Annotated in this window: 21 protein-coding genes and 1 riboswitch; of the genes, 15 read left to right on the forward strand and 6 right to left on the reverse strand. The window is 65.7% G+C overall.

Annotated features, from left to right (window positions below; translation table 11 throughout):
- Nucleotides 1–5 precede the first annotated feature (5 nt).
- Nucleotides 6–869, reverse strand: coding sequence for an LpxL/LpxP family acyltransferase (locus ACSUZJ_RS02300; RefSeq protein WP_499412946.1), 864 nt, complete (start codon nucleotides 867–869; stop codon nucleotides 6–8).
- The gene (locus tag ACSUZJ_RS02305; RefSeq protein WP_499412948.1) at nucleotides 866–1717 is read right to left on the reverse strand and encodes a lysophospholipid acyltransferase family protein; all 852 of its coding nucleotides are present in this window, start codon (nucleotides 1715–1717) and stop codon (nucleotides 866–868) included. Before ACSUZJ_RS02305 ends, ACSUZJ_RS02300 begins: the two co-directional genes overlap by 4 nt.
- 185 nt (nucleotides 1718–1902) lie before the next feature.
- On the opposite strand from ACSUZJ_RS02305, the gene metK reads away from it, so the two are divergent.
- The 4 genes from metK to metF all read left to right on the forward strand — a co-directional run bounded on the left by metK (nucleotide 1903) and on the right by metF (nucleotide 6241).
- A complete protein-coding gene (metK, locus tag ACSUZJ_RS02310) occupies nucleotides 1903–3069 on the forward strand; it encodes a methionine adenosyltransferase (protein WP_499412950.1) in 1167 nt (388 codons plus the stop codon).
- Nucleotides 3070–3361: 292 nt separating this feature from the next.
- A riboswitch (S-adenosyl-L-homocysteine riboswitch) is annotated at nucleotides 3362–3435 on the forward strand.
- Nucleotides 3436–3460: 25 nt separating this feature from the next.
- The gene (ahcY, locus tag ACSUZJ_RS02315; protein WP_499412951.1) at nucleotides 3461–4873 is read left to right on the forward strand and encodes an adenosylhomocysteinase; all 1413 of its coding nucleotides are present in this window, start codon (nucleotides 3461–3463) and stop codon (nucleotides 4871–4873) included.
- A 194-nt stretch (nucleotides 4874–5067) separates the two neighbouring features.
- Entirely contained in the window at nucleotides 5068–5421 is a 354-nt protein-coding gene (locus tag ACSUZJ_RS02320; protein WP_499412953.1) for a phage holin family protein, read from the forward strand.
- The gene (metF, locus tag ACSUZJ_RS02325) at nucleotides 5408–6241 is read left to right on the forward strand and encodes a methylenetetrahydrofolate reductase [NAD(P)H] (RefSeq protein ID WP_499412956.1); all 834 of its coding nucleotides are present in this window, start codon (nucleotides 5408–5410) and stop codon (nucleotides 6239–6241) included. The genes ACSUZJ_RS02320 and metF overlap by 14 nt, the downstream gene beginning before the upstream one ends.
- Before the next feature lie 71 nt (nucleotides 6242–6312).
- On the opposite strand, the gene ACSUZJ_RS02330 is transcribed toward metF, so the two are convergent.
- On the reverse strand, nucleotides 6313–6843 hold the full coding sequence (locus tag ACSUZJ_RS02330) for a 5-formyltetrahydrofolate cyclo-ligase (protein WP_499412958.1): 531 nt from the start codon (nucleotides 6841–6843) through the stop codon (nucleotides 6313–6315).
- Nucleotides 6844–7037: 194 nt separating this feature from the next.
- Here ACSUZJ_RS02330 and ACSUZJ_RS02335 point away from each other — a divergent pair, with 194 nt between their 5' ends.
- From ACSUZJ_RS02335 to ACSUZJ_RS02360, 6 genes are all read left to right on the forward strand, one after another.
- Nucleotides 7038–8975 carry a lytic transglycosylase domain-containing protein gene (locus ACSUZJ_RS02335; protein WP_499412959.1) on the forward strand — a complete coding sequence of 646 codons (1938 nt, stop codon included), beginning with the start codon at nucleotides 7038–7040 and terminating at the stop codon, nucleotides 8973–8975.
- Nucleotides 8976–8995: 20 nt separating this feature from the next.
- A complete protein-coding gene (locus ACSUZJ_RS02340; RefSeq protein ID WP_499412960.1) occupies nucleotides 8996–9958 on the forward strand; it encodes a complex I NDUFA9 subunit family protein in 963 nt (320 codons plus the stop codon).
- Between the two features lie 18 nt (nucleotides 9959–9976).
- Nucleotides 9977–10696 (forward strand): glutathione S-transferase family protein, encoded by a 720-nt coding sequence (locus tag ACSUZJ_RS02345; RefSeq protein WP_499412961.1) that lies wholly within the window; start codon nucleotides 9977–9979, stop codon nucleotides 10694–10696.
- A gap of 14 nt (nucleotides 10697–10710) precedes the next feature.
- Nucleotides 10711–11955 carry a multifunctional CCA addition/repair protein gene (locus ACSUZJ_RS02350; protein WP_499412962.1) on the forward strand — a complete coding sequence of 415 codons (1245 nt, stop codon included), beginning with the start codon at nucleotides 10711–10713 and terminating at the stop codon, nucleotides 11953–11955.
- Between the two features lie 110 nt (nucleotides 11956–12065).
- Nucleotides 12066–13643: a DAHL domain-containing protein gene (locus ACSUZJ_RS02355; RefSeq protein WP_499412964.1), complete on the forward strand. Its 1578-nt coding sequence runs from the start codon at nucleotides 12066–12068 to the stop codon at nucleotides 13641–13643.
- Nucleotides 13644–13761: 118 nt separating this feature from the next.
- A complete protein-coding gene (locus tag ACSUZJ_RS02360; RefSeq protein ID WP_499412965.1) occupies nucleotides 13762–14427 on the forward strand; it encodes a GNAT family N-acetyltransferase in 666 nt (221 codons plus the stop codon).
- 192 nt (nucleotides 14428–14619) lie between these two features.
- Here ACSUZJ_RS02360 and ACSUZJ_RS02365 read toward each other — a convergent pair whose 3' ends face one another.
- Nucleotides 14620–15135 (reverse strand): Lrp/AsnC family transcriptional regulator, encoded by a 516-nt coding sequence (locus ACSUZJ_RS02365; RefSeq protein WP_499412966.1) that lies wholly within the window; start codon nucleotides 15133–15135, stop codon nucleotides 14620–14622.
- Between the two features lie 266 nt (nucleotides 15136–15401).
- Between ACSUZJ_RS02365 and ACSUZJ_RS02370 the strand changes: the two genes are divergently transcribed.
- From ACSUZJ_RS02370 to ACSUZJ_RS02380, 3 genes are all read left to right on the forward strand, one after another.
- A complete protein-coding gene (locus tag ACSUZJ_RS02370; protein WP_499412967.1) occupies nucleotides 15402–18971 on the forward strand; it encodes an indolepyruvate ferredoxin oxidoreductase family protein in 3570 nt (1189 codons plus the stop codon).
- Nucleotides 18972–19183: 212 nt separating this feature from the next.
- Nucleotides 19184–20761 carry a S41 family peptidase gene (locus tag ACSUZJ_RS02375; protein ID WP_499412969.1) on the forward strand — a complete coding sequence of 526 codons (1578 nt, stop codon included), beginning with the start codon at nucleotides 19184–19186 and terminating at the stop codon, nucleotides 20759–20761.
- A 123-nt stretch (nucleotides 20762–20884) separates the two neighbouring features.
- The gene (locus tag ACSUZJ_RS02380; RefSeq protein ID WP_499412970.1) at nucleotides 20885–22645 is read left to right on the forward strand and encodes a M14 family metallopeptidase; all 1761 of its coding nucleotides are present in this window, start codon (nucleotides 20885–20887) and stop codon (nucleotides 22643–22645) included.
- A 210-nt stretch (nucleotides 22646–22855) separates the two neighbouring features.
- On the opposite strand, the gene ACSUZJ_RS02385 is transcribed toward ACSUZJ_RS02380, so the two are convergent.
- Nucleotides 22856–23380 carry a SixA phosphatase family protein gene (locus tag ACSUZJ_RS02385; RefSeq protein ID WP_499412971.1) on the reverse strand — a complete coding sequence of 175 codons (525 nt, stop codon included), beginning with the start codon at nucleotides 23378–23380 and terminating at the stop codon, nucleotides 22856–22858.
- Nucleotides 23381–23490: 110 nt separating this feature from the next.
- Here ACSUZJ_RS02385 and ACSUZJ_RS02390 point away from each other — a divergent pair, with 110 nt between their 5' ends.
- Both ACSUZJ_RS02390 and ACSUZJ_RS02395 read left to right on the forward strand, forming a co-directional pair.
- Complete coding sequence (locus tag ACSUZJ_RS02390; protein WP_499412972.1) at nucleotides 23491–24033, forward strand: GNAT family N-acetyltransferase; 543 nt, start codon at nucleotides 23491–23493, stop codon at nucleotides 24031–24033.
- Between the two features lie 14 nt (nucleotides 24034–24047).
- Nucleotides 24048–25286 carry a YbfB/YjiJ family MFS transporter gene (locus ACSUZJ_RS02395; RefSeq protein ID WP_499412974.1) on the forward strand — a complete coding sequence of 413 codons (1239 nt, stop codon included), beginning with the start codon at nucleotides 24048–24050 and terminating at the stop codon, nucleotides 25284–25286.
- Here ACSUZJ_RS02395 and ttcA read toward each other — a convergent pair whose 3' ends face one another.
- Nucleotides 25287–26198: a tRNA 2-thiocytidine(32) synthetase TtcA gene (gene ttcA, locus ACSUZJ_RS02400; RefSeq protein ID WP_499412975.1), complete on the reverse strand. Its 912-nt coding sequence runs from the start codon at nucleotides 26196–26198 to the stop codon at nucleotides 25287–25289.
- Nucleotides 26199–26206: the final 8 nt, after the last annotated feature.

Raw genomic sequence — 26206 nt, forward strand, 5'->3', positions numbered from 1 at the left:
ATAAATCAGTCGTACAGGGAAGGCTCGCCCGGGGGACGGGTCTTGAAGCGTTTATGCGTCCAGAAGTATTCGGCCGGCGCCTCGCGCACGCGCTCCTCGATGAAGGCGTTCATGCGGCGCGTGGCCTCGACCATGTCGGTACCCGGATAATTTTCCCAGGCGGGGTAGAAGCGCACGCGCCAGCCCTGGTAGTTCGGCAGGAAGGTGGCCACCACCGGGATGACTTTCGCACCGGTCGTCGCGGCGATGCGGCCCAGGGCCGTCAACGTCGCCGCCGGCACACCGAAGAAGGGCACGAATTCGGCATCCTTCTCGCCGAAGTCCATGTCCGGCAACATGAAATAGGGCAGGCCGTCACGCAGGGCGCGCAGGATGGGCTTGATGCCTTCCTTGCGCGTGACCAGGCGCACCGGGCCATATCGCTCGCGGCCGTGGCGCAGCAGCTTGTCGAAGGCTTCGTTCTTTTGCGGCACGTACATGCTGCACACCGGAATCACGCGCGAAGCGACACCGGCCACGTCCAGGCACACGAAGTGCGGACACAGCAGGATGGTGGGGCCGGATTCCATCTCGGCTTGCGGCACCGCCGGCTCGACCTGGATCAGGCTGCGCACCCGTTCTTCCGGCGCCCACCACAGGATGGAACGCTCGAAGATGCTGCGCGAATAGCCCTGGAAATGACGGTAGGCGATGTCGCGCCTTTCCTTTTCCGACAGTTCCGGCATGCACAGGCGCAGGTTGGTGAGGGCGATCTTGCGGCGCTTGCCGAGGATCAGGAACATCAGGCTGCCGACGGCTTCGCCGAAACGCCCGAGCACGGGCAGTGGCAGCCAGTGCAGCAGCCACATGAATGCAATGGCGATCCTCATGCGACGGCCTCGGTTTGCGGCGCGTCCACGCCCTGCGGTTGCTTGTAGCGGTTGTAACTCCAGAAATACTGGGCCGGACAACGCGCAATCAATTGCTCCATCGCGCGGTTGATGCTGGCAGCCTGTTCGGCCGGGCTGCCCGCCAGTTCGCCTTCGAAAGGCACGAAACGCACGACATAGCCGCGGCCCTGCGGCAGGCGCTCGGCATAGACCAGCAGGATGTCGGCCTTGCCAAGTTGGGCCAGCTTGGCCGGCAGCGTCATGGTGTAGGCGTTGCGTCCGAACCACGGCGCCCAGACGCCTTCGCCTTCCTGCGGCACCTGGTCGGGCAGCAGGCCGATCGGCTGGCCGCTTTTCAGGGTCTTGGCCAGGATGCGCACGCCCGACAGATTGGCCGGCGCCAGGTGCAGATTGTGGCGGGCGCGAGCGCCTTCGACCAGCGGTTTGAGCGCGCTCTTGCGCGGCGGACGGTACATGACGGTGAGCGCCGTGTGCAGTGCAATCTGCTGGGCGGTCATCTCGAAACAGCCCAGGTGTGGCGTCAGGAACACAATGCCGCGTCCCGCATCGAGGACGCGTTGCACCATCTCCCAGTTCTCGACGGTGGCGTGGCGCGCCACGCGTTCTGGTTTGCCGCACCAGACGAAGGCCAGTTCGACGATGGCCTTGCCGGCCTCGGCGACGGCGGCGCGGCGGTAGGCGCTATAGCCGGCCTGGGCCAGGTTGGCGTCGAGGCGCCGGCGGTAGGAAGGGGACAGCAGGTAGACCAGCCAGCCCAGCGCGCCGCCGAGGGCGTGCAGCAGGCGCAGGGGAAATACGGAGAGAACTCTGAATAAAATAACTAGCATGCGATTGATCGGGTTCAGGAAGAGCTGGCCTGCTCTGCCAAAAATTTCTTAAAGGAGCGTAAAATACCACTTTACGCAGGATCCGCCGAGTTAATAGACAACTTGCGAAGCGGAATATAAATGTCGCTAAAGCGTCGCAGGCACATGTTGCTGCGGCAGTTTTTTGAACAGTAACAGGAGCCTTCATGTCTAACGACTACCTCTTCACTTCCGAATCCGTCTCGGAAGGCCATCCCGACAAAGTTGCCGACCAGATCTCGGACGCGATCCTCGACGCGATCCTCGAGCAGGATCCGCGCGCCCGCGTCGCCGCTGAAACCTTGTGCAACACCGGTCTGGTGGTGCTGGCCGGCGAGATCACGACCCACGCGAACGTCGATTATATCGGCGTCGCACGCAATACCATCAAGCGCATCGGCTACGACAACACCGACTTCGGCATCGACTACAAGGGTTGCGCCGTCATGGTCTGCTACGACAAGCAGTCGCCGGACATCGCCCAGGGCGTCGACGAAGGCGCCGGCCTCGACCTCGACCAGGGCGCGGGCGACCAGGGCCTGATGTTCGGCTACGCCTGCGACGAGACCGCCGAGCTGATGCCGGCCGCGATCCACTACGCGCACCGCCTGGTCGAGCGCCAGTCGCAGCTGCGCAAGGACGGCCGCCTGCCATGGCTGCGCCCGGATGCGAAATCGCAGGTCACGCTGCGCTACGTCGACGGCCGCCCGGTCGCGGTCGACACCGTGGTGCTCTCGACCCAGCACCATCCGGACGTCACCCACTCGCAGATCGAGGAAGCGGTCATCGAGGAAATCATCAAGCCGATCCTGCCGCGCGAATGGCTGCAGGGCACGAAGTACCTGGTCAACCCGACCGGCCGCTTCGTCATCGGCGGTCCACAGGGCGACTGCGGCCTGACCGGCCGCAAGATCATCGTCGACACCTACGGCGGCGCAGCCCCGCACGGCGGCGGCGCGTTCTCGGGCAAGGATCCGTCGAAAGTCGACCGTTCGGCCGCCTACGCCGCGCGTTACGTGGCCAAGAACATCGTCGCCGCGGGCCTGGCGCGCCAGTGCCAGGTGCAGGTCAGCTACGCGATCGGCGTGGCGCGCCCGATCAACATCACCGTCTACACCGAAGGCACGGGCGTGATCCCGGACGAGAAGATCGCCCAGCTGGTGATGGAACACTTCGACCTGCGCCCGAAAGGCATCGTCCAGATGCTCGACCTGCTGCGCCCGATCTACCAGAAGAGCGCTGCCTACGGCCACTTCGGCCGCGAAGAGCCGGAGTTCACCTGGGAGCGCACCGACAAGGCCGCGCTGCTGCGCGCCGAAGCGGGCCTGGCGTAAGAGGATGAAAAGCGGCCATCAGCCTGAAGGCGGATGGCCGTTCGTAGGGTGGACACCTGTGTCCACGCTGTATGGTGCTGCTGCGTATTACTAGCGTTGGCGAAAGCCGATACGTTGGACTTTCAGCTTAGAAGGCTGATGCTCCGACGACTTCGGTCATGTCCGAACGTTCAACCGTCCTATACCGCGTGGACACAGGTGTCCACCCTACGAAACCCGACGTCCATGTTGCAGGTGCAGCAAATCCAGCACCTGCGAAGCCATTCGCACCTTCAGTCGTGCTAAACTACCCCGTTCCGAGGAGCGTTGCGACGAAAAGATTCCTTTTCGCCAGGCTCGGATATCAAGCAACCGCGCTCACGTTACTTTTTTCTATTGAAAGGAGGGCGTGATGAGCGCCGTACTGAAAGAAACCCAAGACTTCCACATTGCCGACATCTCCCTGGCTGCCTGGGGCGAGAAGGAAATCCGCATCGCCGAAACCGAGATGCCGGGCCTGATGGCAATCCGCGAAGAATACGCCGCAGCGCAGCCCCTGAAGGGCGCGCGCATCGCCGGCTCGCTGCACATGACCATCCAGACCGCCGTGCTGATCCGCACGCTGGAAGCCCTCGGCGCACAGGTGCGCTGGGCGTCGTGCAACATCTACTCGACCCAGGACCACGCCGCCGCGGCCATCGCTTCGGTCGGCACCCCGGTGTTCGCCGTCAAGGGCGAGACCCTGGACGAGTACTGGGAATACACCCACCGCATCTTCGAGTGGCCGGGTGACAACCACGCCAACATGATCCTCGACGACGGCGGCGATGCGACCCTGCTGCTGCACCTGGGCACCCGCGCCGAGAAGGACATCTCGGTGCTGGCCAATCCGGGTTCGGACGAAGAAATCTGCCTGTTCAACGCCATCAAGGGCCGCCTCGCGCGCGATCCGCAGTGGTATTCGAAGCGCCTGCCGTGCATCCTCGGCGTGACCGAGGAAACCACCACCGGCGTGCACCGCCTGTACCAGATGCACCAGGAAGGCAAGCTGGCCTTCCCGGCGATCAACGTCAACGATTCCGTCACCAAGTCGAAGTTCGACAACCTGTACGGCTGCCGCGAGTCGCTGGTCGACGGCATCAAGCGCGCCACCGACGTGATGGTCGCCGGCAAGATCGCCGTCATCGCCGGTTACGGTGACGTCGGCAAGGGTTCCGCCCAAGCCATGCGCGCCCTGTCGGCGCAAGTCTGGGTGACCGAGATCGACCCGATCTGCGCACTGCAGGCGGCGATGGAAGGCTACCGCGTCGTGACCATGGACTACGCTGCCGAACACGGCGACATTTTTGTCACCTGCACCGGCAACTACCACGTCATCACCGAAGAGCACATGCTCAAGATGAAGGACCAGGCGATCGTCTGCAACATCGGCCACTTCGACAACGAGATCGAAGTCGCTGCACTCAAGAAGTACGAGTGGGAAAACATCAAGCCGCAGGTCGACCACGTGATCTTCCCGTCGGGCCGCCGCATCATCCTGCTGGCCGAAGGCCGCCTGGTGAACCTGGGCTGCGGCACCGGTCACCCGTCGTACGTGATGAGCTCGTCGTTCGCGAACCAGACCATCGCCCAGATCGAGCTGTTCGCCAACACCGACAAGTATCCGGTCGGCGTCTACACGCTGCCGAAGCACCTGGACGAGAAGGTCGCACGCCTGCAACTGAAGAAGCTCAACGCCCAGCTGACCACGCTGACCGATGAGCAGGCCGCCTACATCTCGGTGCAGAAGGAAGGCCCGTACAAGCCTGACCACTACCGCTATTAACAGGCGGTAAGCGGGCACCCAGGTGCCCACAGGCATGGGCGCTGATCGGCGTCCGTGCCGGCTCCGGCTGCGTGCGGCAATGCGCCGCAAGAGACACGCGGCCTTGCATGAACGGAGCCTTGGGAAGTACTGACTTACAGTGCTTCCCCAGCTGCGATCCAACAACAAGAAACGCACCACGAAAGAAGCTGAACATGCGCCTGCTCCTGACCTGGCTGATCAACGCCGCCGCGCTGATGGCCCTGCCTTACCTGATGCATTCCGTCGCCGTCAGCAATGTCGGCACCGCCCTGATCGCCGCGCTGGTGCTGGGCCTGGTCAACACCCTGATCCGCCCCGTGCTGGTCCTGCTGACCTTGCCTGTCACGCTGCTGTCGATGGGGCTGTTCATCCTGGTGATCAACGCCTTTCTGTTCTGGCTGGTGTCGCACTGGGTGGAGGGCTTCGAGGTGGCGGGATTCTGGTCGGCCTTCCTGGCGGCGATCCTGTACAGCGTGATTTCGTGGGCGCTTTCTACCTTGCTCCTGAAAGACGATGGAAACTCCTAATTTCAGCATCGAGTTCTTCCCGCCCAAGACGCCCGAGGGCGCGGAAAAACTGCGCGCCACGCGCCGCCAGCTGGCTGAACTTTCGCCGACGTATTTCTCGGTGACCTTCGGCGCCGGCGGCTCCACCCAGCAGGGCACGCTCGACACCGTGCTCGACATCATGGCCGACGGCCACCCGGCCGCGCCGCACCTGTCGTGCATTGGCGCCACGCGCGAGTCGATCCGCGCCCTGCTCAAGCAGTTCCAGCAGCACGGCATCCGCCGCCTGGTGGCCTTGCGCGGCGACTTGCCGAGCGGTTATGGCGGCGCCGGCGAGCTGCGCTACGCCAACGAACTGGTCGAGTTCATCCGCGCCGAAACCGGCGACTGGTTCCACATCGAAGTGGCGGCCTATCCGGAAATGCATCCGCAGGCCCGTTCGCCCCAGGACGACCTGCAGAACTTCGCGCGCAAGATCCACGCGGGCGCGAACGGTGCGATCACCCAGTACTTCTACAATGCCGACGCCTATTTCCAGTTCGTCGACAACGTGCGCAAGATGGGGATCGAGGTGCCGATCGTGGCTGGCATCATGCCGATCACGAACTACACGCAACTGATGCGTTTTTCCGACATGTGCGGCGCCGAGATTCCGCGTTGGGTACGCCTCAAACTCGCCAGCTTCGGCGACGACAGCGCCTCGATCAAGGCCTTCGGGCTGGATGTGGTGACTGGCCTGTGCGAACGCCTGCTGGCGGGCGGCGCGCCAGGGCTGCACTTCTACAGCATGAACCAGGCGGCGGCCACCACCGCCATCTGGAAACGCCTGACTGGCCAATAAGCAGTCAAAAAGCCAGCGGCGGCAACAAGAGTAAACATCCCGGCAGCGCAGGCGCGTTGCCGGGATGTTTTTTATTCCACTGTCGTTTCCTCGGTAACGATGAGGTCGAGCGGCACGTCGTGCGCATCGGCATCGAAAGCGGCTGCCTGGCAGGCGTAGGCGATGCCCAGCGTTGCCGGCCGCACGCCGCCGGCCAGGGTGCGGTCGTAGAAACCGCCGCCATAGCCGAGCCGGTAGCCGTGCTCGTTGAAGCCCAGGCAGGGAACCAGCAGGGCCGGCGGACGATCGACCGTGCGCAGGACGGCCGGTACCGCCACGCCCATCGGATCGCTCACCATGGCTTCGCCCGGCGACCAGGCGGCGAAGGCCAGCGGCGCGTGGCGCTCGAGCACCACCGGCAGCGCCAGCGCGGCGCCTTCCTGGACCAGGGCGCGGTAAGTCTCGCTCAGGTCCGGTTCGCCGCTCAGAGGCCAGTACACGGCCAGCAGCGGTGGGCGGGTGCGGCGCCACCAGGCCAGCACTTGCGCGCCGATGCGGCGGTCGCGCTCCGGTTTGCTGCCGTCGTCGAGGGCGGCGCGCTGGGCCTTGAGGTGTTTGCGCAACGCCGCCTTTGCCGCCGCGCTCACTCCTGCACCAGAGCCTGTTACGCTTGAGACGTTCTCTGGCGGCACGATTGATGCGCATGGTATTCTTGATTCGCCGGTCATGATATCGAATGAAGGGTAGAAAAGCTGTGTTGTTGTTTCCGTGGAAATTGATAGCCGGCGCAATCCTTGCCGCCACCAGCATCTCCGTCATGGCCGAGGCCCCGCAGGCGCCACCGCCCGTGCCCGGAGCCTCGTCGGTGCCAGCCGCCCCGGGCGCCACCCCGGCCGTGGACGCCGCCAGCGCCGAGGATGACACCTTTCTCCTGCTGCGCGAAGCGGCGCGCCAGAACGATGCCGCCCGCGCCAATGCGCTGGCCTCGCGCCTGCCGAACTACGCGCTGCCTGGCTACGTCGACTATTATCGTCTCAAACCGCGCCTGCGCGACGCCACGCCGGACGAGATCCGCGCCGTGCTCGGCCGTTACGAGGGCAGCGCCATCGCCGAACGCCTGCGCGCCGACTGGCTGCTCGAACTCGGGCGCCAGCGCGACTGGAACAGTTTTGAACATGAAATGCGCCTGCTGGCCGGCACCCCCGAGCTGCAGCTGCGCTGCTATGCCCTGCAGGCGCGCGCGCTGCGCGGCGAACGCGTCGCGCCCGAGGCGCGCGTCCTGCTGACCAACCCGCCGGCCTACGGCGAAGGCTGCGCCGCGCTGATGACCCAGCTCGTGCAGCTGGGCCAGCTCGGCCAGGACGACCTGCTGGTGCAGTTGCGCCTGGCCGGCGAGATGGGCGCCACCGGTCCCTCGCGCCGCATCGCCCAGCTGCTCGGGGCCTCCGATACCCGCGCGGCCCAGGCCGTGGACGTGCCGGCGGTGGCGATGGCGCGCGGCATCGGCGTGAACCGCGCCGAACACGAGATCTACCTGGTCGCGCTGGGCCGCATGGCGCGCACCAGCCTGAAGCTGGCCGTGGTCGCGCTCGAAAAGAACAGCGGCAAGCTGAACCAGGAAGAACGCGCGATCGGCTGGGCGAATATCGCCCTGGCCGCCTCGATCGCGCTGGCGCCGGAAGCCCACGACTACTGGAAGCGGGCCGAGGGCGCGCCGCTGACGAATTTCCAGCTCGAATGGAAGACCCGCATGGCGCTGCGCCGCGGCGACTGGAAGACGGTGGCCGCCACCATCGACGCGATGCCCCCCGGCCTGGCCGCCGAGTCCGGCTGGATCTACTGGCGCGGCCGCGCCTATGCGGCGCAAGGGCGCAAGGAAGACGGCGAAGCGCTGTTCCGTCGCATTGCCACCCAGAACAATTTCTACGGCCAGCTGGCGATGGAAGAGCTGGGCGAGCTGGTGACGATCCCGCCGGCGGCCGCCGCGCCCACGCCGGGCGAAGTAGCCTATGTAGCGGCGCTGCCGGCGATGCGCCAGGCGATGAAGTTCTATGCCTTGCGCCTGCGCGCCGAAGGCAATCGCGAATGGGGCTGGGCGCTGCGCGGCCTGTCGGATCGCCAGCTGATCGCCGCCGCCGAATACGCGCGCCGTAACGACCTGCTCGACCGCATGGTCGAGACCTCGCTGCGCACCCGCAACGAGCTCGATTTCAACCAGCGCTTCCCGGCCCCGCACAACGACATCCTGCATCCCACGGCGAAAGACCTGTCGCTCGACACCGCCTGGGTCTATGGCCTGATCCGCCAGGAATCGCGCTTCATTTCCGACGCCCGCTCGGGCGTGGGCGCTTCCGGCCTGATGCAGGTGATGCCGGCCACCGGCAAGTGGGTGGCGGCCAAGATCGGCCTGACCGACTTCGTCCACGAGATGCTCAATGACCTGCGCACCAACATCACGCTCGGCGCCAACTACATGAACATGGTGCTGGAAAATAATGGCGGCTCGCAGGTGCTGGCCACCGCCGCCTACAACGCCGGCCCGGCGCGCTCGCGTACCTGGCGCGGCCGGCTCGAAGCGCCGATGGAAGGGGCGGTGTTCGTCGAGTCGATCCCGTTCTCCGAGACCCGAACCTACGTGCGCAATGTGATGTCGAACGCAACGAACTACGCCGCGCTGTTCGAAAAGCGGCCGCAGTCGCTCAAGGCGCGCCTGGGCACGATCGACCCGCGCGGCGCATCGAGCGGACTCCCCTGACACCCTGTATCGAGGACCCCATGCGCGACCTGTCGGTGGTGGTATTTGGCGGTTCCGGTTTCATCGGCAGTCATTTGCTGGCGCTGCTGGCCCAGGAAAGCATTCCGGCGCTGGTGCCGACGCGCCACGCGGCGCGCGTGCGCCACCTGACGACCCTGCCCGGGGTCGACGTGGTCGAGGCCGACATTCACGATGACGCCACCCTGCGCACCTTGTTGAAAGGCCATACGGCGGCGATCAACCTGGTCGGCATCCTGCACGGCAGCCGCGCCCAGCCCTACGGTCCGGAGTTCCGGCGCGCCCATGTCGACCTGCCGCGCCGCATCGTCGAGGCCTGCGCCGTCATGGACGTCGAGCGCTACCTGCACATGAGCGCGCTCGGCGCGGACATCGAGGGGCCGTCGATGTACCAGCGCTCGAAGGCCGACGGCGAACTGGCCGCGCGCAGCCGGCCCGAGGTGGCGGCGACGATCTTCCGGCCCTCGGTCGTGTTCGGCCCGGGCGACCATTTCCTCACCGTGTTCGCGCGTTTGCAGCGGCGCTTTCCCGTCATCCCGCTGGCCTGCGCCTCGGCGGTGTTCCAGCCGGTGTATGTCGGCGACGTCGCCCAGGCCTTCGTCAATGCCTTGCACAACCCGGCATCGCGCCACCAGGTCTACCAGCTCGGCGGGCCCAACGTCTACACCCTGGCCGAACTGGTGCGCCTGGCCGGACGCTACGCCGGCTGCGAGCGGCCCATCGTCGAACTGCCGCCGCGCCTGGCCCGGCTGCAGGCGCGCCTGTTCGAGTCGCTGCCGGGCGAGCCCATCATCACCCGCGACAACCTCGACTCGATGAAGGTCGATAACGTGATCGACCCGGCCATCCAGGACTTGACAGCCGCCTCGCTGGGAATCAAGCTCACTGCGCTCGAAGCGGTGGCGCCGCACTACCTGGCGCCCGACGAGCCGCTCGACCGCCTGCGCGCCCGCGCCGGCCGCTAACCCCTCGACAGGAAGCTTATGCAGACCACGGAACTCGACCCGACCCTCTCGAATACCCTAGAGCAGGCACGCAAGCCCGGCCTTACCCTCGTCATCGGCAACAAGAACATCTCCTCGTGGTCGATGCGGCCCTGGGTGGCGGCGGTCGCGTTCAACATCCCGTTCACCGAAGTGCGCCTGCTGCTCGACCAGCCCGATACCGCCGCCAACATCGCGCGCTACTCGCACGCGGGCCGGGTGCCGGTGCTGCTGGCCGGCGAGATGACGATCTGGGACAGCCTCGCCATCTGCGAATACCTGGCCGAGCAGTTCCCCGACAAGCACATGTGGCCGCAGGACGTGGCCGCGCGCGCGCTGGCGCGCTCCATCGTGGCCGAGATGCACTCGGGCTTCCAGGCGCTGCGCAACGACATGTCGATGAATATCCAGGCCAGCCTGCCGGGCCGCGGCCGCACGCCGGGCGCCCAGGCCGACATCGGCCGCATCTGCGAGATCTGGGAAGAGTGCCTGGCGCGCTTCGGCCACCGCGAATTCCTGTTCGGCGATTTTTCCATTGCCGACGCCTTCTACGCGCCGGTGGTCACCCGCTTCAAGACCTATGGCGTGGCGCTGGCGCCGGCGCTGCAGGCCTATTGCGACCGTGTGCTGGCCCATCCGGCGGTGGCGCGCTGGGTGCAGGAAGCGATGCGCGAAACCGACCCGACCCCCTTGCACGACGCGGACCTGCCGCAGGGTTGATACTGGCGATGAGCATGAAGACCTATGTTGTCGGCGGCGCCGTGCGCGACGAGCTGCTCGGCCTGCCGGTGCAGGACCGCGACCACGTCGTGGTCGGCGCCACCCCGGACGAGATGGTCGCCGCGGGCTTCCGCGCGGTCGGCAAGGATTTCCCCGTTTTCCTGCATCCCGAGACGCAGGAGGAATACGCGCTGGCGCGCACCGAGCGCAAGACCGCGCCCGGCTACCACGGCTTCGTGTTCCATACCGCGCCCGACGTCACCCTGGAAGACGACCTGGTGCGGCGGGATTTGACCATCAATGCGATGGCGCGCGCCGACGACGGCAGCATCGTCGATCCCTACGGCGGCAGGCGCGACCTGGAAGCGCGCCTGTTCCGCCACGTGTCCGAGGCCTTCGCCGAGGACCCGGTACGCATCCTGCGCGTGGCGCGCTTTGCCGCGCGCTTTGCCGAGTTCCGCGTGGCCGAGGACACGAATGCGCTGATGCGCAAGATGGTCGAGGCCGGCGAGGTCGACGCGTTGGTGCCCGAGCGCGTCTGGCAGGAACTCTCGCGCGGCCTGATGGAACGCCGTCCCTCGCGCATGTTCGCCGTGCTGCGCGACTGCGGGGCACTGGCGCGCATCATGCCCGAGCTCGACGCCTTGTGGGGCGTGCCCCAGCCACCGCTGCACCATCCGGAAGTGGACACCGGTGTCCACATGATGCTGGTGATCGACTATGCCGCCGAACGCAATCACACGCTGGCGGTGCGCTTCGCCGCGCTGATGCACGACCTCGGCAAGGGCATCACGCCGGAAGACAAATGGCCGTCGCACCATGGCCACGAAGGCATGGGCGTGAAGCTCATCGCCAATCTGTGCAAGCGCCTGAAGGTGCCGAACGACTGCCGCGACCTGGCCATCATGACGGCGCGCGAACATGGCAACGTCAGCCGCGCCGAGATCCTGCGCGCCGCCACCATCGTCACCCTGTTCGAGCGCTGCGACGCCTTTCGCAAGCCCGAGCGTTTCGCCGACATGCTGCTGGCGGCCGAGTGCGATGCGCGCGGCCGCGGCCATGCAACCCACGAGATGCGCAGCCGCGCCTATCCCCAGGGCCCTTATCTGCTGGGCGCCCTGGCGGCGGCGCGTGCCGTCAACGCGGGCGAAGTCGCGGCCCGCTTTGCCGAGGACAAGGCGAAGATACCGGAGGCGGTGCACGCCGCCCGGGTTGGCGCTGTCCAGCGCTGGATGGCGCAGCCGCGGGCGCCGGCCTAGTCCAGTCGTTGTCGTAAATACCACGTGCGCGATCGCAGCCGCCGTTTTGATATGCTCCTGCAACTATGAGTAGATTGTTACGTTGGTCGGACAGCGTGTTTGCGGGATGGATGCGTCGTATCGAAGCCTTGCACCCGCGGCGGCGGCTGCAGTATGTCGGCGCTGCGGCGCTGCTCCTGATTGCCTTGCTGGCGGTCCTGTATACGCGCACCACCGGGGTCGATGTCGATAACCAGAACCGGGTGATGTTCGACCTGCACGAGCTGCAGCAGCTCGACGCCGAATGGGACGCGAACCTGCTGCGTGCCCACATCGGCAACGGCACGGCCGATGCGCGCCTGGCGGCGCCCGTCACCCAGATGCGCCAGCTGATGGACAGGCTGGAGGCCGCACTGCCGATGACGCGCGAGCGCGGCGCGCGCCAAGCGCATACCGAGCTGGCCGGCGCACTGCGCATGAAGACCGAGCTGGTCGCCGAGTTCCGTACCCTGAATCCTCCGCTGCGCGCGGCGCTGCAGTCGCTGCCGCCGGCGCTGGCCGACCTCAAGACCGAGCTGGGCGGCATCGAAGGGGCGCTGGCGCCGGGGCGCGTGGTGGTGCGCCTGGATGCCTTGCTGAACGACTTGTTGGCCGATACGCTGCGCTACAATCTCGCCCCGGCGCCGGCGCTGGCACGCCGTATCGAGAGCAACCTGGCCCAGATCGAAGACCAGAAATCGCGCTTCTCGCAGGCCGTGGTCGATCAGATCGACGCGCTGGCGCGCGATACCCGCATCATCCTGGCCAACCGCCCGCGCGAGAACGAGGTCGAGACCCAGATCGCCGCGCTCGGCACGGGAGAAATGATGGCGCGCCTGGGCCGCGAGTTCGACCGCTCCTTCCAGGCCGAGGTCCTCGAGCGCCAGCGCTACCGCGGCTTCCTGTTCGCCTACTCGATCCTGCTGCTGGCGCTGCTGGCCTATGCCGGCTGGCGCCTGCGCCGCAGCTACCGCATCATCAACGACGTCAACCACCGCCTGCAGGCGGCCAACGACACGCTCGAGCAGCGCGTGGCCGAGCGCACCGCCGAACTGGAAGAGCAGTCGAAGAAGCTGGCGCGCCTGGCCCAGCACGACAGCCTGACCGGGCTGGTCAACTACGGCCAGCTGACCCGCCTGCTGGAGCTGGCGCTGGTGCGCGCGGCGCGCCGCGACAGCGTGGTCGCCGCCATGTTCATCGACCTGGACGGCTTCAAGGGCGTGAACGACACCTGGGGCCATGCCACCGGCGACCTGGTGCTGCAACTGGTCGCGCGCCGCGTGCAGAAGGTACTGCGCGCCGAGGACGTGCTGGCGCGCCTGGGCGGCGACGAATTCGTCGTCATGCTCGAAGGCGTGGGCGCGCCGGAAGGGGCGCTGCGCGTGGCCAGGCTGGTCCTCGAACAGATCGAAGGCATCGTGGAAGCGGACGGCAATCCGGTGACGATCTCGGCCAGCATCGGCATCGCCAGCGCGCGCGGCCGCGCCGGCGCCGAATGGGGCGCGGCCGCCTTGCTGGCCGACGCCGACAAGGCGATGTATGCCGCCAAGCAGGCCGGCAAGGGCACCTTCATCATCAGTCCGAACGCGCAGTGGGGCAGTCCGGGGACGGAGGTGCCTGGTGCCGTGCCGGCCGGCACGGCGCCGCGCGCCCAGGACGATCCGGCCTGAGGCGTATCCACCACAGCCGGCCGCGCACGGGAGAGCAGCCCCGGCAGCCAGCGCGCGCGATCCGCTACAATATACCCATGGTGCAGTGCACAAAAACGAACAGCGAGCCCGAATCCGTATGCGCGACAATCCGCTAACCCACTGGCTTGCCAGCCTGGCCGGGAAGACCGACCGCCCGGCAGTGCTGGTCAAGGAACTGGGCAAGCGCGACCGCCGCCGCATGCTCAAGCACTTCCTGGCGCTCGACGACGGCGACCGCCTGCTGCGCTTCGGCACCGTGCTGCCGGACGAGCAGGTCCACGCCTACGTGAACAAGATCGATTTTTCGCGCGACATCGTGTTCGGCGTGTTCAGCCATGTGTTCCAGCTGGTCGGCGTCGGCCACCTGGCCTTCGCTCCCGCCGAGCCGGGGCGCGCGGCCAACACGACCAAGGAAAGAGTGGCCGAGTTCGGCGTTTCGGTCTCGAAGTCGGCGCGCGGGCAGGGTGTCGGCACCCGCCTGTTCCAGCGCGCGGCCATCCACTGCCGCAATTCCGACATCGACACCCTGTACATGCAGTGCCTGTCGACCAACCGGACCATGATGCACATCGCCAAAAAGGCCGGGATGGAGATCAAGCGCGAATACGGGGAAGCCGACGCCTACCTGCACCTGCCGCCGCCAAGCCCGGGCAGCGTGATGCGCGAAGCGCTGGAAGAACAGTTTGCCGTGATCGACTACACGGTGAAGGCGAATGCGCGCGCGGCGGTGAAGTGGTTTACGCCGCGCAAGCGGGCAAAATAAGGTCGCGCCGGATCGGGTTTCGTAGGGTGGACACCTGTGTCCACGCGGTACAACAGGTGCACATCGAAAGGTATCCCGGCAAGACAACGGAGATGCTGCTTCGCCACGCTTTTCGGCAAATCACGCGCTCTACCGCGTGGAGTCATTGAAGCTGGGGGCTTCAATGACGTGTCCACCCTACAAAACCCAAGACTACCGCGCCGCCGGCGCCTCGATCGGCAGCGCCGTGGTCTCCTTGATCCGCTGCAGTGCAAAGCTCGACTTCACGTCCAGCACGGAAGGATGGCGCAGCAGCGTGGCCATCATGAAGCGCGAGAAGTGATCCATGTCTTCCACGTGCACGCGCAGGAGGAAATCCATCTCCCCCGTCATCGCATAGCAGGCCACCACTTCCGGCCAGCCCGCCACCGCCTGCGCGAACTCGAAGCGCGGGGAAGTCGCCGGCACGCGCGAGTTGGCCGGGCCTTCGCTGTGCTTTTCCAGACGCACGTTCACATAGGCCAGCAGGCCCAGCCCGATCTTGTCGGGGTCGACCAGGGCCACGTACTGGCGGATCACGCCGGCTTCCTCCAGCCGCTTGATGCGGCGCAGGCAGGGCGAAGGCGAGAGATTCACCCGCTCGGCCACGTCCTGGTTCGACAGGCGCCCGTCGGCCTGCAGGATTTCCAGGATTTTGCGGTCGGTTTTATCCAGCTCAATCTTTGACATAAATTTCCTTACTACGGTTTGAGGCCGCAATTTTATTGCGCAATTGCCTCGGTGTGGGGAATTGATTGGTATTTAATGCCGGGTGCACAAGACTATACTGTCGCAAATCACGGAGGAGACATCTCCGTCGCGGCGTAATCAATAAAAACAAGGCGCCAACACCCTGGGACGACAAGAAATATCTGTATAGATAGTGCGGAAACGCCGCCTCACAAGGGCTGGGCTGTCCGCTGTCTTGCGTCCGGCTCAACACAACGGAGACGACAATGAACGCACCCTTGGACCGTTCCCAACTGCAACCATCGCAGCCGGAGCACGAGATCACGCTCGACGACAAATGGACGCTCGAACGTGGCCGCGCCTTCATGACCGGCACCCAGGCGCTGATCCGCCTGCCGATGCTGCAGCGCGAGCGCGACCTGAAAGCCGGCCTGAACACCGCCGGCTACATCACCGGTTACCGGGGTTCGCCCGTCACTGCCGTCGACCAGACCGCGATGAAGGCGAGGAAGCACCTCGAGGCCCACCACGTCAAATTCCACCCGGGCATGAACGAGGACCTGGCGGCGACCGCGGTCTGGGGCACCCAGCAGACGAACCTGTACAAGGATGCGAAGTACGACGGCGTGTTTGCCATGTGGTACGGCAAGGGCCCGGGCGTGGACCGCTGCGGCGACGTTTTTAAACACGGCAATAATGCCGGCTCCGCGAAACACGGCGGCGTGCTGGTGCTGGCGGGCGACGACCATGCGGCGAAATCCTCGTCCACCGCACACCAGTCCGACCACATCCTGACCCACTGCGGCATCCCGGTCCTGTACCCGTCGTCGGTGCAGGAATACATCGACTTCGGCCTGCACGCCTGGGCCATGAGCCGCTATACCGGCCTGTGGGTGTCGATGAAGTGCGTCACCGACATCATCGAGTCCGGCGCCGTGGTCGACCTCGACCCGGACCGCGTGCAGATCGTGACCCCGACCGACTTCGAGCTGCCCGAGGGCGGCCTGAACATCCGCTGGCCGGACGCCGTGCTGGACCAGGAAGTGCGGATGAGCAACTACAAGTGGTACGCCGCGCTGGCCTATGCCCGTGCCAATAAACTCAACAAGATCATCTGGGACAGCCCGCAGCCAAAGATCGGCATCATCACCGCCGGCAAGAGCTATGTCGACACGCGCCAGGCGCTGGCCGACCTCGGCATCGACGAGCAGGCGGCGCGCGACATCGGCCTGCGCCTGTACAAGGTCGGCATGACCTGGCCGCTCGAGTCCGAAGGCGTGCACGAATTCGCGCGCGGCCTGGACGAGATCCTCGTCGTGGAAGAAAAGCGCCAGGTGATGGAATACGCGCTGAAGGAAGAACTCTACAACCTGCCGGACGCGGAACGTCCGCGCGTGGTCGGCAAGTTCGACGACACCGGCGAGTGGCACAACAAGAACCGCACCGGCCACGGCGACTGGCTGCTGCCGGCCACCTACGAGCTGAACCCGGCCCAGATCGCGCGCGCGATCGCTTCGCGCATCTCGCACTACTGCTCTGGTCCTTCGGTCGATCAGCGCATCATTGAGAAAATACGGGAACGCATCGCCTTCCTCGAAGCGAAAGAGCTGGTGCTCAAGAACATCCCGGCCAAGGGCAATCCGGAAACCGACCGCATCCCCTATTTCTGCTCGGGCTGCCCGCACAACAGCTCGACCAAGGTGCCGGAAGGCTCGCGTGCGATGGCCGGCATCGGCTGCCATTACATGGTGCTGTGGATGGACCGCGAGACCTCGACCTTCACCCACATGGGCGCCGAGGGCACGACCTGGATCGGCCAGGCGCCGTTCACGAACGAAAAGCACGTGTTCGTGAACCTGGGCGACGGTACCTACTTCCACTCGGGCATCCTGGCGATCCGCGCGGCGGTGGCCGCCAAGGTGAACATCACCTATAAAATCCTCTACAACGACGCGGTCGCCATGACCGGCGGCCAGAACGTCGACGGTCCGCTCGATCCGGGCATGATCACGCGCCAGATCGCCGCCGAAGGCGTGAAACCCATCATCGTCGTCACCGACGAACCGGATAAATATCCGAGCGACTACGCATGGGCCGAAGGCGTCACCGTGCGTCACCGCTCCGAGCTGATGGACGTGCAAAAAGAGCTGCGCGAAATGCCGGGCGTGTCGGCCGTGATCTACGACCAGACCTGCGCCTCCGAGAAGCGCCGCCGTCGGAAAAAGGGCGAGTTCCCCGACCCGGCGAAACGCGCCGTCATCAACGAAGCAGTCTGCGAAGGCTGCGGCGACTGCTCGGTGCAGTCGAACTGCCTGTCGGTCGAGCCGCTGGAAACGGAACTGGGCCGCAAGCGCCAGATCAACCAGTCCTCGTGCAACAAGGATTTCTCGTGCGTCTCCGGCTTCTGCCCGAGCTTCGTCACGGTGGAGGGCGGCGGTTTGAAGAAGCCGAAGAAAGCGGCGAGCACGGAGAACGTTCCCCCGAGCCTGCCGGCGCCCGCGATTCCGGCGATCGATGCGCCCTTCGGCATCCTGGTGGCCGGCATCGGCGGTACCGGCGTCGTCACCGTTGGCCAGATCCTGGCGATGGCGGCCCACGTCGAAGGCAAGGGTGCGATCGTGCTCGACCAGTCCGGCCTGGCCCAGAAGGGCGGCCCGGTGATGTCGCACGTGCGCCTGGCCCAGCACCAATCGGACCTGCACTCGACCCGTGTCGGCACCGGCAGCGCGGATCTCGTGATCGGTTGCGACCAGATCGTCACCGCCAGCCGCGACGCCTTGAGCCGCATGGGCGAAGGACGCACCTGGGCCGCGGTGAACGGCACCGGCGCCACTACGGCGGCCTTCGTGAAAAACCCGGACTGGCAATTCCCGGCCGAAGGTTCGCGCGGCGCCATCGTGCAGGCCTGCGGCGAGGGCAAGGTCGATTTCATCGATGCCGGCCGCATCGCCACCGCCCTGATGGGCGACGCGATTGCCACCAACATGTTCATGCTCGGCTACGCCTTCCAGAAAGGCCATGTGCCTTTGCTTGAGGCGTCACTGATGAAGGCGATCGAACTCAATGGCGTCTCGGTTCCGTTCAACAAGGCGGCCTTCAACTGGGGCCGCACCGCCGCGCACGACCTGGCGTCGGTGACGAAGCTGGCCACGCCCGCCAAGGTAGTCGAGTTCAAGCGCACCCAGACGCTCGACGAGTTGATCAACCGCCGTGTCGAGCTGCTCACCGCCTATCAGAACGCCGACTACGCCGCGCAGTACAAGCGCTTCGTCGACCAGGTGCGCGCCGAGGAATCCAAGCTGGGCAAGGGTACGCGCCTGACGGAAGCCGTCGCGCGTTACTACTACAAGCTGATGGCCTACAAGGACGAGTACGAGGTCGCGCGCCTGCATACGGATCCGGCCTTCCGCGAGAAGATTGCCAACATGTTCGAAGGCGACATCAAGCTGAAATTCCACCTGGCGCCGCCGCTCCTGGCCAAGCACGACAAGGAAGGCCGCGCGCTCAAGCAGGAATACGGTCCGTGGATGCTGAAAGCCTTCGGCGTGCTGGCCAGGCTGAAGGGCCTGCGCGGCACTCCGTTCGACGTGTTCGGCTATACCGAGGAGCGCAAGATCGAGCGTGCGCTGATCCAGCAGTACCGCGACACGGTGGCCGGCCTGCTGCCGAAGCTCACGGACGAGAACCTGGCGCAGGCGGTGGCGATCGCCAGCATCCCGGAAGACATCCGCGGTTACGGTCACGTGAAGGCGCGCCACCTGAAGGCGGCGAAGGAAAAAGAGGCGAACCTGTTGTCTGCTTTCCACACCCCGGGAGGCGTCACGCGCGCCGCCTGAAGACCCTTTGTGCGGTATCTCCCGCGCCGGGACTGGCTTTGCGCCGGCCCGGCGCTTTTTTTCGCCCACAGAAGAAAACTTATCAAAAAAAAATTTAATAAATGCAATCGTGCGGGGCTTCTCAAAGTGACGAGCTTGGCATACTCTTTCCTGACAAACTTGTCCTTTATTTAACGAATGCCATGAAGACGCCAACTACTTCCAAGGGTCAGATGACCACTTCGCTCCGCTTGATCTGCGCCGCCGTCGTGGCCGCATCCGCGCTTGCCGCCTGCGGCGGTGGTGGCGGTGGCGGTGGTGGCAGCGGCCCGGTTGCAACGACGCCGCCGCCGGCGACGACGCCACCAACGACGACGCCGCCGACCGATCCGAACGCGGCGCCGGACCCTGACGTCAATACCCTGGGCGATGCCTTCGCCACTTACTGGAACCGCTGCGAAACCCCGCGCACCGGCATTGATCCCTACACCGGCAAGGCCTACCCGGACAAGCAGGGTACCCTGCGCGACGAGCTGACCTTCCTGCGCGCCTGGTCGAACCAGTACTACCTCTGGTACAACGAGATCCCGACCGATTTCAAGATGGCCGACTTCACCGATCCGGTGGCCTACTTCGAGAAACTCAAGACCAACCAGGAAATCGCCCCGGGTGTGCCGAAGGACCGTTTCCACTTCACGTATGACACGGCGGAGTGGGACAAGCTGAGCACCGAAGGCATCGAGATGGGCTATGGCGTCACCTGGTCGAGCAGCGGCCCGACCGCGCCGCGCACCTGGTATGCGACGACCGTCGAGCCCGGCTCGCCGGCCGCGCTGCAGGGACTGCGCCGTGGCGACCGTCTGACCATGGTCGATGGCGTCGACTTCGTGAACGCCACCGACGAGGCTTCGGTTGCCAAGATCAATGCCGGCCTGTTCCCGGCCGCGGCTGGCGAGCAGCACAGCTTCACCGTTACCCGCGCCGGCATTGCGGTGCCCGTGACCCTGACCGCGCAGGACGTGAAAGCGACCCCGGTCAAGAACGTGAAGACCTTCGACATCGCCGGCGGCCGCCGCGTCGGTTACCTGACCTTCGACAACCACACCGCGGTTGCCGAGCGCCAGCTGATCGATGCCTTCAGCACGCTGAAGAGCCAGAACGTCAACGACCTCGTGATCGACATGCGCTACAACGGCGGCGGCCTGCTGTACATGGCGGCCGAACTGGCCTACATGGTCGCGGGCCCGAATTCGAAGGGCAAGGTCTTCGAGCGCCTGCAATACAACGGCAAGGTCCAGCCGCCGGCGCCGGTCCTGTTCGAGTCGACCGCCTACGGCTTCGATGCGCCGAACAAGGTCCCGTCGGGCACCGCGCTGCCGACCCTGAGCCTGCCGCGCGTGACGATCCTGACCACCGAAGGCACCTGCTCGGCGAGCGAAGCGGTGATCAACGCGCTGCGTGGCGTCGACGTCCAGGTCGACATCGTCGGCAGCCAGACCTGCGGCAAGCCGTATGGCTTCACCCCGGTACCGAACTGCGGCACGACCTACTTCTCGATCGAGTTTGCAGGCGTGAACGCGAAGGGTGTGGGCGACTACGCACAAGGCTTCGCGCCGACCTGCCCCGTGGCCGACGACCTGACCCGCGAGCTGGGCGACCGCAATGAAGCCCTGCTGGCCACCGCGCTGAAGCACCGCGAAACCGGCGCCTGCCCGACCCAGCCTTCGTCGATGGCCATGTCGCTGGCGCAGCCGAAGGTCCTGGTGCGCAAGCACGTGTCGGAACTGAAGATCTACGGCCGTCCGCGCTGAGCGCCGACCGGTCGATAGATAAAGACGCCACCTTCGGGTGGCGTTTTTTTTGATGGGCTGCCGGCACGCAAACCCGACTATAATTTTCCGCTTTGCCTCTTTCCCACTGCCGGAGCTTCATCGATGATTCGTTCTGCGTTACTGCTTGCGCTGCTTGCCGCCTTGCCGCTGTCCCATGCCGCCCCTGATCTCACGACCGTGTCCGAGCGCTCGGGCTTCCAGGCCACCGGCCGCTACGACGAAGTCATCAAGCTGTGCGGCGAATTCCAGAAGGCGTACCCGAAGGACGTCAAATGCATCGAATTCGGCCGCACGCCGGAAGACCGCCCGATGCTGGCGCTGGTCGTCACCCGCGCTGGCGCTTTCACGCCGCAGGCGGCCGCGAAGAAAGGCCTGCCGGTCACGCTGATCCAGGGCGGCATCCACGCCGGCGAGATCGACGGCAAGGACGCCGGCTTCCTGGCGCTGCGCGAAATGCTGGATGGCCGCCTGGCCAAGGGCGCGCTGGACAAGCAGGTGCTGCTGTTCGTCCCGGTCTTCAACGTCGACGGCCACGAGCGCTTCCAGAAGTGGAACCGCCCGAACCAGCGCGGTCCGGTCGAGATGGGCTGGCGCACCACCGCCCAGAACTTCAACCTGAACCGCGACTACGTGAAGGCCGACGCGCCCGAGATGCAGGCCATGCTGGCGCTGGTGAACGCCTGGGACCCGCTGACCTACGTCGACCTGCACGTGACCGACGGCGCCAAGTTCCAGCACGACGTCTCGATCCAGGTCGAGCCGGTCTATTCCGCCGACCCGGACTTCCGCAAGGCCGGCCTGCAATTGCGCGACAACGTGATCGCCGACATCAGCAAACAGGGCTCGAGCCCGCAGTCCTACTACATGTCCTTCGCCAGGACCGACGACCCGATGTCGGGTTTCGTCGACGGCGTGTCGGACCCGCGCTTCTCGACCGGCTACTTCCCGCTGCGTAACCGCATGGCGATGCTGGTCGAGACCCACTCGTGGAAGGACTATCCGACCCGCGTGCGCATCACCCACAACAGCTTCGTCTCGGTGCTGGAACAGGTCGCGAAACACGGCAAGCAGTGGCAGCAGGCAGCAGCCGCCGCCGACGCGCGTGCAGCAAAGCTCGCGGGCACGCCGGTGGCGTTGACGTATAAAACCACCGAGAAGTCGAAGATGGTCGACTTCAACGGCTACGCGTACACGCGTACGCCGTCGGATGTCTCGGGCATCCTGATGACGCGCTACGACGAGACCAAGCCCCAGGTATGGCGCGTGCCGCTGCGTGACGAGGTAGTGGCCGACCTCGAGGTGGCGGCGCCGCGCGCCGGCTACATCGTGCCCGCCGCGCACGCGGCGATGGTGGCCGCCAAGCTGACCCAGCACGGCATCGCTTTCCGCAAGCTGGACAAGGCCCTGGACCGCTTCGACACCGAGACCTTCCGCGCCGACAAGGTGACGTTCGGCGCCAAGTCCTTCGAATCGCACCAGCGCCTGACGGTCGAGGGCGGCTGGAAGAGCGAGCCGCGCAGCATCGGCCGTGGCGCGCTGTTCGTGCCGATCGCACAGCCGAAGGCACGCCTGGTGATGGCGATCCTGGAACCGCAGGCGCCGGACTCGCTGCTGGCCTGGGGCATGTTCAACAATGCCTTCGAAGCCAAGGAATACATGGAGGAGTACGTCGCCGAAGACGTGGCGCGCGAGCAGATGGCCGCCGATCCGGCGATCGCCGCCGAATTCCAGCGCCGCATCGACACCGACCCGGCTTTCGCGAAGAGCGCCCACGCCCGCCTGGAATTCTTCGCGCGCCGCCACGCGTCCTGGGACGAACGCCTGAACCTGTATCCGGTACTGCGCACGAACGTGGCGCCGTAAGCCGGGTCACCGCATGTGAGAACGGCCGGGACTTCCCGGCCGTTTTTCGTAGGGTGGACACCTGTGTCCACGCTGTATGGTACCGATGTTATTCGCGGCGCGTCTCCAGACTCATCCGAAAAAATCTCCTGACTAAACGTTTCGATTACTCAACCGTGCCATACCGCGTGGGCACAGGTGCCCACCCTACAACACCAACACCGACGCACATCACGGCGCTGCACCCGTCTCCGGCAGCGACGTGAACACCACCGTCGTCACGCTCCCATTCGCCCCCGGAATCAGCTGGTACACCCGATCGAACTCGTTATCGGTAATCTCCTCCCCGGCCTGTCCGCCAAACAGGCGCACCAGCTCCGGCAGCGTGTTCGAATGCCCGACCACGAGCACCGGCCCGCTCAAGCCCTTCACCTTCGCCACCAGCGTCTGCGGCGTGCGCGGATCGTAGAGTTCGACCTTCAGCCCGCTACGATCGGCCAGCGGCTGCGCGGTCTGGCGCGCGCGCGTGGTCGGCGTGGCAAAGATGTACTGGATGCCGGCCTTGCCCAGCATCGTCGCGATGTTACGGGCGCGCTGCAAACCCTGCGCGGTCAAGGCCGGATCCTTGCCGATCGATTCTTTCTCTCCGTGGCGCACGAGGTAGATCATGGCGGGATCAGCGAGGGCGGCGCAGGGCGCCAGCATGGCAAGCACCAGGGCGCAGGCAGCGGACAGGCGGGGCAGCAGGGGCATCATGGTCTTTCATGGCGGTGGCAAGGATGGCTTCGGAAGGCCCGGATGCAAAAGTATCACAATGTTAAGGCTTGACGTAAACTACACGCACCATGTCATCGCCAGGAAGCATTGTGATCGCCCATCCTCCCGCCAGCGCACCAAGAATCGTCCTCCAGACCGAGCGGCTGCTCATCCGCCACATGACGCTTGACGATGCGGCGTTCATGCTGGAGCTACTGAACGGCGATGCCTGGCTGCGCTTCATCGGCGACCGCGGCGTCAGGACCTTGACTGACGCGCGCCGCTACATCCTCGACGGCCCGGTCGCGATGGTGGACCGGCTCGGCTTCGGCTTTTATGTCGTCGCATTGAAGGAGAACGGCTGCCCGATCGGCGTGGCCGGCCTGGCCAAGCGCGACTTCCTGGACGACGTCGATATCGGCTACGCTTTCCTGCCCGCGTATTGGGGGAAGGGCTACGCCTTCGAGGCGGCCAGCGCGGTACTGGCGCATGCGGTGGAAGAACTGGGGCTCAGGCGCATCGTCGCCACCGTGCGCGCGGAGAATGCCTCGTCGATCGGCCTGCTGAACAAGCTGGGACTGCGCTTCGAGCGTGCGATCGCGCCTCCGGACGGCACGCGCGACCTGCAGCTGTTTTCCGTCGCGTTCCCGTAAGCGGCGGAGCGGGAATGGACAGTCATTCGAAAGCCGTACTGGGTACACTGCCGGGCCCGCGCTCCCTGGCCGCGCGGCGCCCGTTTCTCACTGCATGCGCCCTGGCGCTGGGGGCCGCCATTTCGCTGGGACTGACGCGCTTTTCCTATGCGCTGCTGCTGCCGCCCATGCGCGCCGACCTGGGCTGGTCCTACCTCCTGTCCGGCGCGATGAATACGGGAAATGCCCTGGGCTATTTTCTGGGCGCCCTGGCGACACCTGCCCTGATGCGCCGCTACGGCGCACATGCGGCCCTGGTCGGCGGGGCCATTCTCGCTGGCCTGTTCATGATGCTGTCCGGCTTCGTGATCGATGCCGACCTGCTGATCGGCCAGCGTGTGCTGGCGGGAATCGCAAGCGCCTTCATCTTCATTTCCGGGGGCCTGCTGGCGGCCCGGCTGGGTCTGCTGCACCCGGAGCGCTCCGGCCTGCTGCTCGGCATTTATTACGGCGGCACCGGCCTGGGGATTGTTGCCTCCGCCCTGCTGGTGCCCCTGGCCCTGGACGCCGCCCATGCCCACGACGTGGCGCATGGCTGGCAATGGGCCTGGATCGCGCTCGGTGCGCTCTGCCTGCTGGCGACGCTGGCGATGGCCGGGCCGGCGCGCCAGGTCGATGGCGCCGCGTCAAGCGCGAACGGGCAGGGAGGCTTCCGGCCGCGGGACTTCGCCTTCGGCTTGCTGGGCTACCTGATGTTCGGCGTCGGCTATATCGGTTACATGACCTTCGTGATCGCTTTGCTCCGCGAGCAGGGGATGAGCGGCGCCACCGTTACCCTGTTCTATGCGGCGCTGGGCCTGGCCGTAATGGCCTCGTCGCGGATCTGGGCGCGCATGCTGGACCGCTACAAGGGCGGCCAGTCGATGGCCATCCTGAACGCCCTGCTGGGCGTGGCGACGATCCTGCCGGCCCTGACAGCCGCACCGCTCCTGATGTTCGTCTCGGGCCTGCTGTTCGGCGGGATTTTCCTGTCGGTCGTGGCCTCGACCACGGCCCTGGTGCGCCACAACCTGCCCCAGCACGCCTGGTCGTCCGGCATCAGCGCTTTTACCACGGTGTTCGCGCTGGGCCAGATCGTCGGGCCGTCGGTGATCGGCTGGATCGCCGACGGGCCCGGCGGCCTGCAGCGCGGGCTGGTGTATTCCGCGCTGGCGCTGTTCATCGGGGCGCTGCTCGCATCGCGCCAGCGTGCGCTGGCCCGCGCTCCGGTTTGATCAAAGCTGGGTCAACGAAATCGTGCCCGTCGCCGGCGTCGAGCACGGCTCTTCGTCGAAGGCGATGTCGCCGTTCGGATTCGGCACGCCGTCCGTCTTGAGGTCCGTAAAACCGAACAGGTCGCGGTCCATCAGGTGCGAAGGTACGACGGTCGTGAGCGACGAGAAGATGTTTTCCACGCGGCCCGGGTGTTTCTTTTCCCATTCGCGCAGCATGGCCTTGATCTGTTTCCTCTGCAGGTTTTCCTGCGAGCCGCACAGGTCGCAGGGGATGATCGGGAAACCCTTCACCTCGGCATAGCGCTCGGTATCGGCTTCCTTCACGTAGGCCAGCGGGCGGATCACCATGTGCTTGCCGTCGTCCGACACCAGTTTCGCCGGCATGCCCTTGATCTTCGCGCCGAAGAACATGTTCAGGAAGAAGGTCTCGAGGATGTCGTCGCGGTGGTGGCCGAGGGCAATCTTGTTGCAGCCGAGTTCGTCGGCAACGCGGTACAGGATGCCGCGGCGCAGGCGCGAGCACAGCGAGCAGGTGGTCTTGCCTTCCGGGATCAGGCGCTTGACGATGCTGTAGGTGTCCTGGTTCTCGATGTGGTAGGGCACGCCCAGCTTATCCAGGTAGGCCGGCAGCACCTCGGCCGGGAAGTTCGGCTGCTTCTGGTCGAGATTCACCGCGACGATGTCGAAGTGGATCGGCGCGCGCTCGCGCAGGGTCATCAAGATGTCGAGCAGGGCGTAGCTGTCCTTGCCGCCGGACAGGCAGACCATCACCTTGTCGCCGTCTTCGATCATGTTGAAGTCGCCGATCGCCTGGCCTACCAGGCGGCACAAGCGCTTGTGCAGCTTGTTGTTCTCGTGCGCGATCTTTTCAAGTTTCTTGGTGTCCGTTGCTTCTGCGGAGACCTCATTCATTACTGCAC

The organism is Telluria sp. B2, assembly GCF_051789535.1.
GTDB lineage: Bacteria > Pseudomonadota > Gammaproteobacteria > Burkholderiales > Burkholderiaceae_D > Telluria.

Coding starts and splice junctions, on each gene's coding strand:
- ahcY (WP_499412951.1), top strand. CDS start 3,461: ATGAGCGCCGTACTGAAAGAAACCCAAGACTTCCACATTGCCGACATC.
- ACSUZJ_RS02360 (WP_499412965.1), top strand. CDS start 13,762: ATGCGCGACAATCCGCTAACCCACTGGCTTGCCAGCCTGGCCGGGAAG.
- ACSUZJ_RS02350 (WP_499412962.1), top strand. CDS start 10,711: ATGAAGACCTATGTTGTCGGCGGCGCCGTGCGCGACGAGCTGCTCGGC.
- ACSUZJ_RS02355 (WP_499412964.1), top strand. CDS start 12,066: ATGCGTCGTATCGAAGCCTTGCACCCGCGGCGGCGGCTGCAGTATGTC.
- ACSUZJ_RS02375 (WP_499412969.1), top strand. CDS start 19,184: ATGACCACTTCGCTCCGCTTGATCTGCGCCGCCGTCGTGGCCGCATCC.
- ACSUZJ_RS02340 (WP_499412960.1), top strand. CDS start 8,996: ATGCGCGACCTGTCGGTGGTGGTATTTGGCGGTTCCGGTTTCATCGGC.
- metF (WP_499412956.1), top strand. CDS start 5,408: ATGGAAACTCCTAATTTCAGCATCGAGTTCTTCCCGCCCAAGACGCCC.
- ACSUZJ_RS02345 (WP_499412961.1), top strand. CDS start 9,977: ATGCAGACCACGGAACTCGACCCGACCCTCTCGAATACCCTAGAGCAG.
- ACSUZJ_RS02385 (WP_499412971.1), bottom strand. CDS start 23,380: ATGATGCCCCTGCTGCCCCGCCTGTCCGCTGCCTGCGCCCTGGTGCTT.
- metK (WP_499412950.1), top strand. CDS start 1,903: ATGTCTAACGACTACCTCTTCACTTCCGAATCCGTCTCGGAAGGCCAT.
- ACSUZJ_RS02395 (WP_499412974.1), top strand. CDS start 24,048: ATGGACAGTCATTCGAAAGCCGTACTGGGTACACTGCCGGGCCCGCGC.
- ACSUZJ_RS02335 (WP_499412959.1), top strand. CDS start 7,038: ATGGCCGAGGCCCCGCAGGCGCCACCGCCCGTGCCCGGAGCCTCGTCG.
- ttcA (WP_499412975.1), bottom strand. CDS start 26,198: ATGAATGAGGTCTCCGCAGAAGCAACGGACACCAAGAAACTTGAAAAG.
- ACSUZJ_RS02300 (WP_499412946.1), bottom strand. CDS start 869: ATGAGGATCGCCATTGCATTCATGTGGCTGCTGCACTGGCTGCCACTG.
- ACSUZJ_RS02365 (WP_499412966.1), bottom strand. CDS start 15,135: ATGTCAAAGATTGAGCTGGATAAAACCGACCGCAAAATCCTGGAAATC.
- ACSUZJ_RS02380 (WP_499412970.1), top strand. CDS start 20,885: ATGATTCGTTCTGCGTTACTGCTTGCGCTGCTTGCCGCCTTGCCGCTG.
- ACSUZJ_RS02320 (WP_499412953.1), top strand. CDS start 5,068: ATGCGCCTGCTCCTGACCTGGCTGATCAACGCCGCCGCGCTGATGGCC.
- ACSUZJ_RS02370 (WP_499412967.1), top strand. CDS start 15,402: ATGAACGCACCCTTGGACCGTTCCCAACTGCAACCATCGCAGCCGGAG.
- ACSUZJ_RS02305 (WP_499412948.1), bottom strand. CDS start 1,717: ATGCTAGTTATTTTATTCAGAGTTCTCTCCGTATTTCCCCTGCGCCTG.